Raw genomic sequence first — 14,737 nt, 5'->3', positions numbered from 1 at the left:
ATCAATTACTCATTGTAATTATTATTTCTTTATTTCATTGTTACGAATCTAAGTAAATATATTCTAAAATATTATGAAGTTTTGTTATATCCTCTTTACTATTAAAATATCCCAAACTTAATCTAACAGTCCCTCCTGGAAAAGTTCCTAAAAATCTATGCGCTTCAGGTGCGCAATGTAAACCTGTCCTTACAGCAATATTATATTGATCAAAAACTTGTCCTATAATATCGCTTCCATATCCCTCAAATACACAAGATACTACACCAATTTGTTTCTCAGCATCAGATGCTGTTATCACTCTTATATTATCAAAACTCTCTAAGCATGTTATAAGACTTGTAGTCATCTCTTTTTCTTTCTTATAGATATTTTCTCTACCAATTTTATTAATCCATTTTAATGCAGCATTTAATCCTGCTATTGCATAAACATTTAAACTCCCTACCTCAAATTTCTCAGGTATTGTATTAGGTAAATTTGGATTAGCAGAATCAATGCCTGTACCTCCATATAATAAGGGCTTAAGCGTTGATCTTTCATCCATTAGAAATCCTGCTATTCCAAATGGCCCATACAAGGTTTTGTGACCAGCAAATATTAAATAATCAGCATCAATCTTCTTCATATCAATATCAAGAAGTCCAGCAGTTTGAGCACAATCTATTGCAACTTGTGCATTATAAACTTTTGCTAGTTCTGTAATTTCCTTTATTGGTGTAATTAGTCCACATACATTACTTGCATGGGTCATAATAACTACATCAGGCTTAATATCCTGAAATTGATGTTTGATTTTTTCAATATCATAAAAAAGAGGTTTTTTTTCTGTATGCAAAAAGTTTATTTTAATATTATATTTTTCTTTTAATTGATACAATAATCTCAAAACAGCATTATGCTCAAAATGTGTAATATAGACATTCTCTTCGCCTTGCCAATTTATCCCTTGTAATATAATATTTATAGCTTCTGTAGCTGAGGGGGTAAATATCACCTTTTTATCTATTGAACACTTAAAAAGTTCCCTAATTAATTCTCTAGTCTCTTCTACTATTTTATTTGCTTTGCTAGCTGTAGTATATTGCCCTCTTCCTACATTTACTCCAAATTCTCTATAGTATTTATCCATAAATGTATATACTTCTTCCGGTTTTGGATAAGTCGTTGCAGCATTATCAAAATAAATTATATTATCCATTTACATCCTCCATTCCTATTAATTGGAAAGGCTCACAATTAAATCATATCATTTTAATTGTGAGCCTTCAATATTTAACAGCATTTTTCAAAAATTTTCATTAAAATCTGCCTTTTTTCACTTATATCTATAGATTCACCATATCCATCAAAAATACTTTCTATTTCATTATACATCAACTCTGCTTCGTCTGATAACTTTACCTTTTCAAACGTCTTTGTTTTTTCTTCTCCATTCTCTGTGAAAAATGAAATTTTATAGGATCTTTGCTCTACTTTTTCATTACCTTCTTGCTGTAACTCTTCGTTGAATTTTTCAATATTTTCTTTATATTTTTTAACTTCATTAATAAATTTATCTATAGTTTGATCATTCCAATCTTCAACTCTTAATCCAGTAATAATTTTAGATATTTTCTCAATAAAACTTATATAATCATTTGTGATATTTTTAATTTCTTGTAAAAACTTTTCTTCTCCTAAATTAAAAAGATTATTTTTCGTATAATTGTCTAGTCCTTCATACCAATCTTTCATAACTGAATATAGTGACACTTGTTCATTATAATGCTTCATAAATATCTTCTTAATATCTAAAGCTAAATGCTCAATTAAATATTTCTTATTATTATCTAGAGTAATTTTTACTTGCTTTATATCTAAAATAATATTCGTATTAAAATCTTCATATCCAAAAATCTTAAATAATTTGTCAAATAAGAAATCCCTTGAATTTATTCTTGTTCCTTTAAGGCTATTTCTTAATTTAATAATATGAGTATCTAAGTTATCAAAATTACTACTACCTAAATATACTTTTCTATATTCTTTTGTATATTTAGGTAATTGTAAAAACCACCTATAAATTGCTCTTACTATATATTCAAAAGTGTTATATTCTTTTTCTCCATCCACAATGTACTCTTTGAATATATTCTCTAATCCTTGAATATATTTCTCCTTTTGTTCATCCCAATTTTCAATATAAATTTCAAATTCTTCTGGTTTATCGTTTATATCATCTAATAATCTCCCTGTTATTTCCATTTCGTAACCATTTCTTGATATTACTGCATATTTTTTAAATTCATGCAGTAATACAGCAATGTAAATTGGTATAATACCTTTTTTTAAGCCTATATGCCATTTCGGCTTTGTAAGCTTATCATATAATTTATCAAATGTCATTCTTCCATTTTTAGAAGTATCTATCAAGAATGTTCTAATCGTATCAATAACATTTTGTATTTTAGGCTCTAGTCCTTTTGTGCATAAATAAGCTTTATTTTCTTCATTATCTGCTTCTTCTCTAAGAATCCCAGTAACAACTAAAGTAGACTGCATAATTGTTACATCTTGCCCATATCCAACAAGACCTAATCTAGGTAAAACTTTATTTTGAAGCAATCCGTCTAAAACTTTACGCCTATTATTTATAGCTACTGTTGTAGGTTCATTCTTATTAATTAATTCATTGATAATTACTGGAGTATGACTATATACTTTCTCACAAATTTCAGATATTAATCTAGAAAGTAAAGACTTCCTATTTATTTTCTGTTCTTTTCCGATATAATAATAAGTTGCTGCACCTAATTCAGGTTTTAGAAAAATATCAAGATAATTTAGTATCTGTTCTTTTACATCGTCTAAATGTACATTCAATTCTTCATGTAATAATTTGTCTTGATTTTCATATTGATTTTTTCCTATCAAATACTCTATAGCATCATATTTTTGTAACAAAGACTTAAACTGTAAAATTTGATTTGGCAATATAAAAACTATTCTTTCATGATGGATATTTCTAATTATTTTTTTAGACTCTACTAAGTTTTCTTCATTATCTATTAAAACTGCATAAACTATACCATCAGATATTTTGCATTCAATTTTCTTTTCCCAATCACTTGTCTCTGCTAACTCCCTATATTCTATAAATTCAAAGTCGAAATATCTTATAATCTCATGCTCATCATTATATGCTGTTGCATAAATATAATTATCATAGAAATTATCATTTAGCACCTTTTTATTGCTAAAAAGATTTTTTCTTTTTTCTATTGTATCAGAAATTAACGCATTTACATCTACATCCGTAGCTTCAATGAATTTAAGATATCCTTTACTCTTAATATGATACAAAATTTTTCTTTGTAATAAACTATCTATAATAGTATCTAAATTACCTTGTTCTATAGTACTTGATAAAATAAGCTTTATTATTTCAAAAGTAGGTGGCAACTTTTGAAATTCTCCTACTATATAAATAAGCCCAAGACATTTTATTATTTTTTCTTCAATTTTTTCCTTTTCACCAATCTTCTTAAGTGCATTTGTCGTATCTCTCCAAATCTTATATATTTCAGATGTATAATTTTCTTTTTTAAACAATGTCTCAAAATAGTTATATATATAATCTGGTGTCATTAATGGAAAATCATTTTTATTATTCATCAAGAAATGACCTAATGTATTTTGTTGTCTTGTTGATAAAAAAGTAAAAATTGTTCTTTCATTTTGAGCTACTTTTTCTGATATCTTTGGTAATATATATGTCGTTATAGGATGCAATGGATATCCACCATACACTACAGTATTTTCTAGATCTTGTCCTAGTTCTGAAAAAATAGCATTTCTACTCATTTCCAAAATCAAACTATTAAATTTATCCTGATTATACGAAATAAATCGCTCCCATGAATTTCTTTCTTTAATAATTACATGAGACATTATCTCATACATTTGGTTAGATAGATTATTAATTTCAATAGTTTTATATCTATCACCAACAGCTTTCCAAGCATCTACCTTTTCTTTTGGAAGTCTATCTACATAGTTACTTATATTTTTATGTGAAATAAGCATTATATGAATTTGCTTATCTGCACTTCTATTGCACTTTTCTGCAAAATCTTGAAGCATCTTTATCTCCATTGCCGAATTCCTATCAATGCTACCTTCTAAAAATTTACTAAATTCATCATATATAACAAAAATGCCTTTATACCCCTTATCCTTAATTTTACTTGCAACATCAGAGTAAATTTCAACAACATCAATTCCTTGTAAAGGATTAAACTCTCCCCCTGAAGTTAATGAAGGATATATTTGTATAAATTTGTTATAAAAATCTTGATTGTATCCCTCTAATCCTTTTAAAAACTCTTCAATTGATACATTTATCATCTGTCTAAACTTTTCATAAGTAACTTGATACCTATTTTTCCATACATTTATCATATCTATTGCTGCATTAAAATAAGTATTAGGCATAATATCTACTAATTCTTCAGACAATAATGCATTTTTTAAGCCTGCTAAAAATGATTGATTTAAATTTAGGCTATTGCCAGAAATAATTACTGGAAGTATCTTTTCTTTATCTTCAATTATCTTTAATGCTAATTTATATAAATCCTCATTATATTTTTGTATTTTATCTAAAATATTTATAAATAGCTCTTTATCTTTATAATATAGCAACGCAATGATTATTAATACTAAATGTGATTTTCCCTTTCCATAGGGTCCAATTAATAATCTTGCTCTATCATTTGAAGATAAACTTACACTTAGCAATATATCTTCAATTATGTCCATAGCACTAGATGTGGCAATATAATTCTGTATCTTTTCTACACTTTGTAAGTCGTATTTTAAATTTATTGAATATTGAAAACCAGGTGCAGTATGGATAAATTCTGATATAGGTTGTACATGTTTATTCATTTTCTCCCCTCAATCCTACCAAATTTATTTCATCATAGTATTTTTTTAAAATATCATTTGTATCTAAATCCGTATCTATTTTTGACAACATCTAGACCAGCTGTTCGAATTACTCTAATATATTTCATTTCTTGTAGTTTATCTAAATAGTAATTCAAAATATTTAGATCCATGTTAAATATCTTTCCTATATTACAATGGTCATTTAATAAGCTTGAAATTTTTACTTCTTTAGAATCATTTTTATTCTCGCTATTCTCATATTGATCTACTATAACAGCTAAAAGAATTAATGGATGAATAGCATCTTTACGTAGAGTTATCTTCTTGATAATTCTATTCTTTTTATCAATAATATCTAATAAATTTATCCCTCCTAAGGGACAATCAATTGTATTTTCTGGAGAAACCTTATCTGGACTTAACTTTTTCCTTGAAATATACGTATTTATTAGACAATTATAGTCATCTTCTAATGAACTTAATGAAACTTCTCCCCCATCTTCATTATATTTTACATATCCATCTAAAGATGTAACAAAATCATCCTTACTAAACTCTTTTACATTAAACTCATTAAAAAACCAATACCATGTAGTGGCTAATTTCTTATTTGTTGCTAGTTTATAATGTAAAAACCACAAAGTTCCATCTTCTTCCATATATCTATCATTAGCCCATACAATATCTCCAAAAGAAGTAACTTCTTGATATCTTGTATTTCCTTTCCTTTTCTCTTCTGTTAAACCTACCGCCTGCATCCAATATCTCAACGCCTTTACCATATTTGTTCCTATTCCTAAAACATCAGTAGGTTTAGTATTTTTATCTACAAAAATCTTAGCATTATTTTTTACATGCTTTAGTCCTTTGTAAAGCCATCCTTTTCTTATAAAAAAAGTTTCATGTGCTCTAAATTTCACTCCAATTATCCTCCTCAGAACTTGATGCTGTGAATAAATATTTCCCCATTAAACATCCATACTCAAGATGTTTTGCTGTAACACATTTCATACATCTTTTACATTTATTCTCATCAATTTTATAACCATCATTTCCTACCTTGATTGCTCTATATATACAAACTGTTTCACAACCTAAGCATTTCTTACAAGCATTATATTTTCTTACTTGATAGGAAATCATACGTTGTACTTTATCATAATCTTTTACATTTAATGTTTGAATTTTTACAGACGTTTCATACTCATCTGTCTTAAATGGTTGTATTGAAATAATAGGAATATTAGTTTTAGGATGTAATACCAAAACTTCACCTATTAACTTTCTTCCTAATTCCTTTGAAACTTTTCCAAATGGTATAAATAGATTATAAAATTCATCACTTAATGGTCTATTTAAACTGTATATTTTTGCATTTACTTCTGTTGTACAATTTGTATATACAATTTTAACATCTTTTGCAGCATCTACACCATATCCACCTTGTCTAGCTTTCCAATTACCACTATCAACATAAACCTCAGGATCTGGCTTTCCTATTTTTTTAGCAAAATCGATTAGATAATTTCTCCATTTTTTTGTTTGATCCGGCATATAAATTTCATTTAAAAAATGCGAACGCTCACTATTGTTAGGACAACACCAACATCCCACTCTATCATATCCTAATCTATAAGCATCGTTAAAATCTAAGTTTTCTGCTAGCATATACAACCACAGGTCTATATCTCTCCAATTAAAGATAGGTGCAGCAACTTTTTGCTTTAATATTTTAGGACTATCATAAATCCTATCATATTTACTACGACTTGTAGATTCAAACTTTCTGATTCCATAAAATGTAAGTACCGATTTTTCCCTAAATATAGAACTTATAACTCTATTGATAGGTCCAGTTTTGAACATGGTACAACACCATCTCATTACACGACTAGGTGGACCTATTTCATCACATACTGTATAAAATTCTTGATCTGTATTTTTCGCTTCTCTTAGAATCGTCTTAGGATTATTTTTTCTAAACCTATCTTTATATTCTATCGTTAATGGAAATTCCAATGTAGTATTTCCAAAAATATGCACAATTTTAGGATTGCTTAATGCTTTCATTACTAAATCCGAAACAACAGTTGAGTCTTTTCCTCCAGAAAAAGACACAATAACTTGTATATCTTTATATCCTTCACGTGATTTTTGTATAAATGAATGTGCTTCATTTTTCAACTTATTTAGTCTTTCTTTATTAGCTTTTATAAATTTTTTAATAATTTCATAAAATCCATTGTATGTATTTTTATTTTTCTCTTGATACTTTAATATTTGATTTCTTATCTTATTAGGGTTTGCTTCCTTCATTTCTTTAGTGGATATCCTATATCTACTACCATTTATATAATATCTATTTGCGCTACTCCACACTGAAGCATCTTTATATTTTAATGGCTTGTCCTTTAATACTTCTATTAATAATCTTTCTTCAGGAAAAACTGGTCTTAAATCTTTTCCAATATATTTTATCTCATCCTCACATAGAGGACATTGATGTATTGTTTTATCATTTACTTCTTTTATTATCGGTATGCTACATGTATCACACCAATATACTTTTATAGGTATATCTTCTTGTGTTCTATTCCCACAATCAGGGCATTTTTTATCATTAACAATCTTATTGCATATTTTGCACCACATGATATACCTCCTTCAGATCAATTTGTGCACTCTTTAACAGTTCATTATATCATATGTTTAAATATTATTGAATAGGCATCCTAGAACATTTGTTCTCTTTTATTATAATATAACCAATCATTGTCTGCAAAATTTCTTTATTTTAGATAATATTGTAAAAATTTTTTTGCCTATTAGCTTCCCTGTTACTTAACTTATTCAGATAAAACTATAGTAATAAAATCAAAAAGAAGACATTTCCTTCATATAGAAGTACTCTATCTTCCTTTCTCTTAACTTCTTTTTTACAACCTTATTATTTAAACTGCTTTAATCCTTGTTGTAGTAATTTTACCATTTATCTTGTTTACATTTTTAATTTTTAAGGTTGGATTATGAACGCCACATGCATCCATAATATCCTCAAGCACATTAAATTCTTTTCTCTTAATTACGACTTCAACTTTATACCTTTTGTATCCATTATTGCCTCGTGCTAGAAAATTATTGACAGTATAGCCTGCTTCTCTAAGTTTTTCTGCTATTTGAATCATCTTATTCTTGTTGTTGAAAAATACATCTACTTCAAAAATACCAAGTGCCAAACGTTCTTCAATTTTACCACCAATAAAAACACCCATTGTCTTTCCTAATGCATATGCAATTGTAAAATGAATTCCCTTTGAACTAGTCATTTTCGCAACGATCGTTGCAAAAATCATAGCGTCTAAAAATACCAAAAAATATACAGGATTCATAATTTTTTTTGATATCAAAATAGTTTTTAATGTTGCTAAAACATTAGTAAAAGCTGTTATTAAAAACACACCTATAAGTGCAAATATTATACTTTGTGTCATCAAGACACCCCCTTTAAGATTTTTTGTTCGTATATTATTTATCTTAAGCCACTATCCGATTCTTAGCATCTATTACAAAACAAAAACTAACATATCAACCATATGTGCATAACAATCGGTTATTTAGTTACTTTTTATAGGGATTTTAAGAATAGGTCTACGGATTTTTAGTATAAAAAAATATCTAAGTTCTTGTACACTTAGATATTTGCTGAAAAGCATCTCCATAATAATTTTGAAAATAATGATAAGATTATTGTAAAAATTACTTGGTTATACACTACCCATATTAATCTAAATAATAAACCAACTTATGTAGTATATCACATGTAGCAAATATTTACAACTTTTTTCTATAATACTTTTACACTAAGAGCTGATTTGCTTTTAATAAATCGTCTAATAAAATCATCTGAGAAACTGGTATTTCCAAGCATCTATCGAAAAACTTCTCTTCCTTATAGGAACTATGAAACGAAAAACCGAGTGTAGCAAAAGATATAGCCAATGTAATATTCCACTTCCTTATAGGAACTATGAAACGAGCCGTACACAGAAGAAATTGACCTTGTCATTCCTTTATTCCACTTCCTTATAGGAACTATGAAACATATAGTTGTTGTTATATAAAATTTTAAGAATATAATTTCCACTTCCTTATAGGAACTATGAAACCTCATAGATTTGATCAGCTTAGAAAAACGAATCCTAATTTCCACTTCCTTATAGGAACTATGAAACGCAAAATTAATGAAATGTGAACCTTCAACTATTAATATTCCACTTCCTTATAGGAACTATGAAACGTAATAACAATAGGGGCAATAGATAAATCAAATAAAAATTCCACTTCCTTATAGGAACTATGAAACTCTCTTTTCAATAACTCTAAATACTCATCTCTCGTAAATTCCACTTCCTTATAGGAACTATGAAACCCAAATTGTAGAAGAATTTGAAGGTGAAAAATTAGCTAATTCCACTTCCTTATAGGAACTATGAAACCTTTGATAGTAATGGCAATGCTCATATCGTGCTAGAAAAATTCCACTTCCTTATAGGAACTATGAAACCGAATATTAATTCTGTTGAATTATTGAGAGTAAAAAATATTCCACTTCCTTATAGGAACTATGAAACCAGAGCATTGCTTCAGCGTCTGCTTATTTTTTGCCATATTCCACTTCCTTATAGGAACTATGAAACCCCAAATTTATATACTCAATATACCGACTGAAAACACTACTTTTCAACTTTTTCTATTATTCTGAAACAAACACTTTTTGCAGTAAACCTCAGATAGTGTTTTTTGATTTTTTGAAAAATATATATCTATCAATTGGTATGACTTAAATACAGGCTTTTAAAAAAAATATTGGCTTACTGCAATATCATACAACTTTTATATAGTTTTTCAAACTATTTAATGATGAAAATGTTTCTACAAATCCAAAACCCTGAGCATTTTTAGAACCTAATCCTGTTTTATAAGCTAAATTTAGTATATCATTATTTCCATTCAAAATTACCCCCATTATGTAGCCCTCATATACCCATTTTTTATACTTTCTTATTTTTTTATATACTTTCGATTCATCCATTATTTCTATTTCTAGCTCTTTGTCATACTTTTTATTATAAAAAGCTTCATACTTGTCTTTTAAATTTTTTTCTATAGAAGCTAAGTATTCAGCATCTCTTGGTGTAAAAAAATCTATCGCTTTTTCTGAATAAGGCTTTGTCACTACTATAGGCGTTTTAGCAAATACAACCAGCTTATTTCCGTTTAATTCTTTACTTGAAAATATACTTACTAAATCGAGCTTTCCTTCTTTAAAATCTATCCCTTTATTTGTTATTATCCCATCAATAAAATCAAATATAAAGTTTTCATCTGCACTAGATATCCCTAGTATAACTTTTCCTGGATATACAAAAATTTTATTTTTACATATTTTCTTTTTTTCTACCTCTAAACTAGAAAAATTAAACAATTTAAAGCTTTTCCATTTCACTTTATATCCTTCGTTATGTAAAAAATTCGAATTTTTTTTATTTAGTAGTTCTAATATTTTGTTTTGTAGCATATGATTATAGTTTATAGGTAATGCAAAAAATTCCTTTGCTTGCAAAATTATTTTTAATTTCATTTTCAATCTCCCCTATATAAAAAACATAAACTAGTACATCTAATCTTCCTTATTTTCCTTTATTGTTAATACTGCCCATCCCATCGGTTTTTGTTTTTTAAACTTACCATACTTATAACTGCTTTCTGTAGTCAATATTGTATATGGTAAAAACTCATCATCATATCTTTCATTACTTTTTTCATCATAGCTTACAAAGGTTTTTCCAATTAGTCCGCCAAAACCTATCTTTACTACAGCTTGATACTCTTTTCTGTTTTCTTCTTCCAATTTTTCATAAAAACATTTCTCTACAACTTCTTTCAATAGTTTTCTTTCAACCTTTATGTTTGAAGTTGCAAGTTCTTTCAGTCCTTTTATAGCATTCATTAAAATACTTTCATCATCTTGTAGCTGTATGCTTCCATAAAAAGTAGCTTCACTATCTACAGCTTCATAATAGCTTGATATTACAGTTTTACACTTTTTCCTATTGTATCTATGAGCTTTTTTTATATTTAAAAATTTATCTTCAGAGATAAATAAATCGTTTACCTTTATTTTTGAAAAAAGCTGATCTAAATTTTTTTCTAATAAATTATTTTCAAAAGCATTATTATTATCTAAAAGCTTTTTTTCATTGCATATCCCTTTTAATTTATATTTCATTTTAGACTTATTATTTTGGTCTTTCTCTACTTTTCTAATATATTTATATCTAATTTTTTTATTTTTTACTTTAATTATATAGCTGTCATATCCACTTCTTATTAGTCCTTTTATAGTAGATGCAGGTATTGTAGCTATATACTCTATTTTTTCATCATCTACTATACTTAAAGTTTTATAAAACTTTTTTATTACAAGTTTATTACAATTATCTATATATGCTGATTTAAACCTATGTAAAATGTCTTTTTCCTTAATAATATTTAAAAGCTCTTTCAGTCCAACATCAATATCTTCGACTTTTATAATGCCTTCTCTTATAAGCTCCATTATTTTATTATCATCTAGCAAATATATTTTTTTCTCTTTTGTATCTCTTATATACTCATACGACTGATATTCTTCTCCACTACCAACACATACATGAGAAATCGGCTTTAGATACACATTATATTTCTTCCCCCAAATCATTTGTTACTCCTTTCCACAGGAAAAACACAATTGTAAACCCATATTCCTTTATATTCCTTTAACTGTGGAGGTACATATTCTTCTTTATTAATAATGCATCCTCTTTCAATATAATAGTAAGGAGGTTTTTTTATATTAGGAGATTTACTATCATATCTATTTATAACATAGTTTTGTATATCTATATCTACTAAATAATTCTGATCTACTATAGTAGAAGCTATATTTATGCCCCCTTCTTTTTTGAAAGCAAGCTTTATTGTATCATCTTTTTTAAATATATTTTTCCCTTCCTTGATAAAGGCTATAGCTCCACAGCCAATAGTCGTATCTGTTCCAATCCCTGTTCTTTCTAAAATATTAAAAACAATTTCTAATAATTTTATAACTTTCTCATTTTCTGTATATATGTAAATATTATAAATAACATCTTTATTAGACCAGTATTCGTTTTGATAATGCAATTTCTTATCTTCTGCTTTTAGTGTTCTTCTATCTATACCTACCCTAATTCTAGGAATCTCTGTGGTATTATCCTCTTCTTTTTTTAGTAAATTTTTATACTTCCTATATTCTTCTCTGACCTTCAACAATTCTTTCCCTCTATATTCTTTTCCATTTATTAAATCCTCTACACAACTAGCTATTTTTCCACTTTTTTTAAATATATCCTCTGTAACTGCATCACTTATTAGCATGCAATCCTTACCAACCATATCTTGTATCAAAGCTTTTGCATCATTTTCTGAAAATAATTCAAAGAGTACTCTAGCCATATTGCCAAATATAACAGATGATATAAGCTTTACAGCCATATTTTTCATTTTAAATCTTGCTTTATATATCATAATCCTTTCCTTCCCTTAATTATTATTCAAATATTTATTAAGTTCCTCTTCTATATCATAAGTATCTTCAATTTTAAGCTCTGAAAAAGAAACTTGTCCATACCCTCTGCTAATAGAACCGCCTATACCTGAAAATTCTATCATCTTAAGCAAGCTTTTCAAAAAGCTTATATAATCTTCTTCTTTATCGTTTTCGTATAGCTTAATAGTAAAATAAATATTAAAGCTAACACCCTTAGGGATTCTATCTAAGGTTCTTGGTGTTGCTTTTCCAGTTGTTCTATTTATAGTATTTTCTTTTTTTATTTCTGCTCCATAAGGTAGAAATTTATCTAAAATCTTTTTGCTATTTTCCGTTAAGTAGCTATCTCTTACAATTAGCCTTCTCAAGCTTTTACTATCAGCTTTTGCTGAGCCGAATAATGTACATATTTTGCAATTATCACAATCACATAAACTATCCAAACCTTTACTTTTTTCTGCTAAGCTCCTCATAACCCCCTTTAAAGATGAACCTGGTATATAAGGGTAACCCTCTAATGGCTCTTTTATAATGGGATTATCTATTCCTCCAATATTTATTTCTGTACTATTTCCTACTATACGAATACCACTTATAACTTTCATTACAGTTTTTAAAGTTTTAATTTTTACTAATTTAGACATTATTTTTCATCTCCTTGTATACTATATTTAGGTTAATAAAGGCAACCTATAATCCTTTATTAGCTGAAAGATTATACAAAAAAGAGTATAATCAAAATATTAGATAGAGTGATGTCGTAGTCTCCTTGAGGTAAGACCTCGTACTTGAAAGACTGACACCTCTGTCTGATAAACAGATTACGAATAAGTTGGATGTTGACTAATAAGTTTAGTACTTCGAATATGCAACAAGGCGGTAACGTTTATCAGATTAGAGGAACTATCTAAAATAAATTTATAGTGGTGATGGAAATGTTTTATTTAGGTATTGATATTGGAAAAAACAATCATGTAGCTTCGCTAATAAATGAAAAAGGAAAAATTATTTTTAAGGCTTTTTCCTTTTCAAATACTACAAATGGTGGTGAAAGCTTAATTACTAAGTTAAACAATTTCATTAGATCTGTTAATGATGTTGAAATAGGTATGGAAGCTACTGGTCACTATTGGTTATCCATTTTACTCATTTCTTGTGGAAAAAAAGGTTTTTGTCATTCATGTTGTAAACCCTATCCAAACTGATGGTTGGCGTAAAGGTATTGAAATCAGAAAGCGTAAAAACAGATATCATTGATTCTGTTTTTAATTGCAGATCTTATTCGTTATGGTGATTTTTCTGGAAACTTCCTTAGCCGATGAAAAATACCATATCACTTCGCAACCTTTCTCGCTTTTAGAAACTATCTCATCAGTTCTATAGGTGACCTTAAACGTAAAAACCATTTGTGTCTTAGACCAAGTTTTTTTCCTGAATATCAATCTATCTTTTTCTGATATTTTTTTGGACAAACATCAAAAGGAAATTTTTGCTTCATTTCAGCTCTCCAAGTGATTTCGAAAATATTTCATCTGAAAAGTTAGACAAAGTTTTATCTGAAATCACTATGAAAAAATTTGCTACTAATAAAATCAAACAACTTTCTCGTGTAGCTAAAAATTCTTTTGGTATAAGCTTTTGTTTAGATAGCTTTGCTCTTCAATTAAAACTATTAATTGAGCAGATTAACTTTATTGAAAGTCAGGTCAAAGATATAGAAAAGCAAATAAACACTTTACTTGATAAAATCAATTCTCCTATTACTACAATACCTGGTATTGGCAACGTAACAGCTGCAACTATACTTGGCGAAATAGGTGATATCTCAAGATTTTCAAACCCTTCAAAGCTTGTTGCTTATGCTGGAATTGATGCTTCTGTTTCACAATCTGGTGAATATCAAAGTACAAATAACAAAATGAGTAAACGTGGATCGCCCTATCTTAGAAAGGCTCTCTTTAGTGCTGCTTTAGTTACCTCTAACTGTGACCCTGTTTTTAAAGCTTTTTACCAGAAGAAACGTTCAGAAGGAAAACATCACCTAACGGCTATTGGAGCTGTCGCTCGTAAACTTTGCTACACAATTCATGCTATTTTAAAAAATAATTGTCCTTATGAGGTGAGACTACCTAATAACGAGTAATTGATATTATTTCCCATATTTTTACTTAT

General features: G+C 27.9%; 9 protein-coding genes, 1 pseudogene and 1 CRISPR repeat array. Of the genes and pseudogenes, 1 reads left to right on the top strand and 9 read right to left on the bottom strand.

The features are described from left to right. Window positions 1-40: 40 nt before the first annotated feature. The 9 genes from FQB35_RS03660 to csm3 form a co-directional block, all read right to left on the bottom strand. Window positions 41-1,201 (bottom strand): aminotransferase class V-fold PLP-dependent enzyme, encoded by a 1,161-nt coding sequence (locus tag FQB35_RS03660; RefSeq protein WP_148808697.1) that lies wholly within the window; start codon window positions 1,199-1,201, stop codon window positions 41-43. Between the two features lie 74 nt (window positions 1,202-1,275). Beyond that, window positions 1,276-4,932: a hypothetical protein gene (locus tag FQB35_RS03655; protein ID WP_148808696.1), complete on the bottom strand. Its 3,657-nt coding sequence runs from the start codon at window positions 4,930-4,932 to the stop codon at window positions 1,276-1,278. Between the two features lie 53 nt (window positions 4,933-4,985). Continuing rightward, the gene (locus FQB35_RS03650) at window positions 4,986-5,855 is read right to left on the bottom strand and encodes a DUF4007 family protein (RefSeq protein ID WP_231701850.1); all 870 of its coding nucleotides are present in this window, start codon (window positions 5,853-5,855) and stop codon (window positions 4,986-4,988) included. Next, a complete protein-coding gene (locus FQB35_RS03645) occupies window positions 5,845-7,587 on the bottom strand; it encodes a phosphoadenosine phosphosulfate reductase domain-containing protein (protein ID WP_148808695.1) in 1,743 nt (580 codons plus the stop codon). The genes FQB35_RS03650 and FQB35_RS03645 overlap by 11 nt, the downstream gene beginning before the upstream one ends. A gap of 299 nt (window positions 7,588-7,886) precedes the next feature. Next, window positions 7,887-8,426 carry a DUF5698 domain-containing protein gene (locus FQB35_RS03640; RefSeq protein ID WP_148808694.1) on the bottom strand — a complete coding sequence of 180 codons (540 nt, stop codon included), beginning with the start codon at window positions 8,424-8,426 and terminating at the stop codon, window positions 7,887-7,889. Window positions 8,427-8,872: 446 nt separating this feature from the next. Further along, window positions 8,873-9,633: direct repeats of the CRISPR family, unit length 31 nt; unit sequence AATTCCACTTCCTTATAGGAACTATGAAACC. A gap of 184 nt (window positions 9,634-9,817) precedes the next feature. Further along, a complete protein-coding gene (gene cas6, locus FQB35_RS03635) occupies window positions 9,818-10,576 on the bottom strand; it encodes a CRISPR-associated endoribonuclease Cas6 (protein WP_148808693.1) in 759 nt (252 codons plus the stop codon). Between the two features lie 39 nt (window positions 10,577-10,615). After that, a complete protein-coding gene (locus FQB35_RS03630) occupies window positions 10,616-11,695 on the bottom strand; it encodes a hypothetical protein (RefSeq protein WP_148808692.1) in 1,080 nt (359 codons plus the stop codon). Further along, window positions 11,692-12,543, bottom strand: coding sequence for an RAMP superfamily CRISPR-associated protein (locus FQB35_RS03625; RefSeq protein ID WP_148808691.1), 852 nt, complete (start codon window positions 12,541-12,543; stop codon window positions 11,692-11,694). Before FQB35_RS03625 ends, FQB35_RS03630 begins: the two co-directional genes overlap by 4 nt. Before the next feature lie 15 nt (window positions 12,544-12,558). Further along, window positions 12,559-13,209 carry a type III-A CRISPR-associated RAMP protein Csm3 gene (gene csm3 / locus FQB35_RS03620; protein ID WP_148808690.1) on the bottom strand — a complete coding sequence of 217 codons (651 nt, stop codon included), beginning with the start codon at window positions 13,207-13,209 and terminating at the stop codon, window positions 12,559-12,561. A 291-nt stretch (window positions 13,210-13,500) separates the two neighbouring features. Here csm3 and FQB35_RS03615 point away from each other — a divergent pair. Beyond that, window positions 13,501-14,708, top strand: a pseudogene (locus tag FQB35_RS03615) (IS110 family RNA-guided transposase). Window positions 14,709-14,737 lie beyond the last annotated feature (29 nt).

It is taken from the genome of Crassaminicella thermophila, assembly GCF_008152325.1.
Classification (GTDB): Bacteria; Bacillota; Clostridia; order Peptostreptococcales; family Thermotaleaceae; genus Crassaminicella_A; species Crassaminicella_A thermophila.
This window is presented reverse-complemented; position numbering and strand designations above follow the sequence as displayed.

Coding starts and splice junctions, on each gene's coding strand:
- cas6 (WP_148808693.1), bottom strand. CDS start 10,576: ATGAAATTAAAAATAATTTTGCAAGCAAAGGAATTTTTTGCATTACCT.
- FQB35_RS03660 (WP_148808697.1), bottom strand. CDS start 1,201: ATGGATAATATAATTTATTTTGATAATGCTGCAACGACTTATCCAAAA.
- FQB35_RS03645 (WP_148808695.1), bottom strand. CDS start 7,587: ATGTGGTGCAAAATATGCAATAAGATTGTTAATGATAAAAAATGCCCT.
- FQB35_RS03640 (WP_148808694.1), bottom strand. CDS start 8,426: ATGACACAAAGTATAATATTTGCACTTATAGGTGTGTTTTTAATAACA.
- FQB35_RS03625 (WP_148808691.1), bottom strand. CDS start 12,543: ATGATATATAAAGCAAGATTTAAAATGAAAAATATGGCTGTAAAGCTT.
- FQB35_RS03655 (WP_148808696.1), bottom strand. CDS start 4,932: ATGAATAAACATGTACAACCTATATCAGAATTTATCCATACTGCACCT.
- FQB35_RS03630 (WP_148808692.1), bottom strand. CDS start 11,695: ATGATTTGGGGGAAGAAATATAATGTGTATCTAAAGCCGATTTCTCAT.
- csm3 (WP_148808690.1), bottom strand. CDS start 13,209: ATGTCTAAATTAGTAAAAATTAAAACTTTAAAAACTGTAATGAAAGTT.